General features: G+C 46.2%; 2 protein-coding genes. Both read right to left on the bottom strand.

Annotation, left to right across the window (positions count from 1 at the left end; genetic code table 11):
* Positions 1-479 (bottom strand): ATP:cob(I)alamin adenosyltransferase (locus tag R7P72_RS25545; protein WP_318111026.1); only part of this gene is annotated, 479 nt, incomplete at its 3' end.
* Positions 480-554: 75 nt separating this feature from the next.
* On the bottom strand, positions 555-1,085 hold the full coding sequence (hutZ, locus tag R7P72_RS25540) for a heme utilization protein HutZ (protein ID WP_318111028.1): 531 nt from the start codon (positions 1,083-1,085) through the stop codon (positions 555-557).
* Between the last annotated feature and the right edge of the window lie 26 nt (positions 1,086-1,111).

The following is a 1,111-nucleotide window of genomic DNA, read 5'->3' as shown; positions in this document are numbered from 1 at the left end:
ACATGATTAATGTAGGAAGCCAAGCTGTAAATGACATTGGCCATTAAGTTGGCGTAACGAAACAGAATCGGCGCTGGTTGCTTTTTCCCAGCATGCTCTATCGCGACGAGTGCTCGAACGGTTTTCTTTGCTTGGCAGCGGCATAAATGCAGTTGACTAGACGTAGCATGGCCACCCGGCAGCACAAAACCTTTAAAACCACCGTCTATGCGCGCTTTTATGGCCTCATAGTCTGCTTTCAGCTCTTCAACTTCCGATTCTGTAATCGCTAACTTGCCACGCACCGAACCATTGAGATGGTAAACATTAGGCTGAAGGCGCGTGAGAATATCTCGACTGAAGTCGTCCAATTCCATCGACAGCACCAACCCAATCCGGCTGCACAACTCGTCTGCGGTGATCTCGAAATCGCACACAGGGCTGTCTTCGTAAATAAAGGGATAACAGATCTCGCTCAGTTTCTTGCTTACAGGTCTCATGCTGTTGTTCCAATGTAAAAAAGGGAGCCAGTATAACCTAACTCCCTCTTAGTAATCATAAAAACGACGTCCGCATTAGGCGTTTTCGATTTTCTTGTGGCCTTCTTGTAGATGCACAAAATCAACCAAGTCATCGCCTGAGACTTGATACGCTTGACCGAACCCTTTTACGAACAAACCTTTCTCAGCTTTTAGGTTGAACAGTACAAAGTCTTCAAGCTGACTTAGACCGTCGATGATGTCACCGAAACGCGCTTTCATCTGACCAACGACCAATTGCCACAGTTCAGTATCACGCTCAACAACCGTTGCGACCGCATCAAACGTCAGACGCTTACGTGCGAAAAGCTGTTTAGATGAATCTTCATCTTCGATCATCATCAGTGCAACGTTTGGATTTTCTAGCAGATTTCGAGCATGGCGAGCAATCTGAGAGATCAAAACGAAGTAACCTTCCTGATTCTGAACATAAGGCGCGTAACTTACGTTCGGACGGCCTTCGCTGTCTATCGTTGCAAGCTGTAAAGTACGGCGCTCCTGACGAAATTCCTTAATCTCTGGCCCTAGGCGGCCTTGCAAACGCTCTTGTTTAACTTGTTGATCCATATTGATACCTGACTTTATTTCTATTT

Origin of the sequence: Vibrio sp. Vb0888, from assembly GCF_033338835.1 — a bacterium.
Lineage (GTDB): Bacteria > Pseudomonadota > Gammaproteobacteria > Enterobacterales > Vibrionaceae > Vibrio > Vibrio alginolyticus.
Note: the sequence above shows the minus strand (reverse complement) of the source record. Positions and strands in the feature narration are given on the sequence as shown.

What these genes read in the sequence shown, in the direction of transcription:
- hutZ (WP_318111028.1), bottom strand. Translation starts at nt 1,085, where the DNA reads ATGGATCAACAAGTTAAACAAGAGCGTTTGCAAGGCCGCCTAGGGCCA.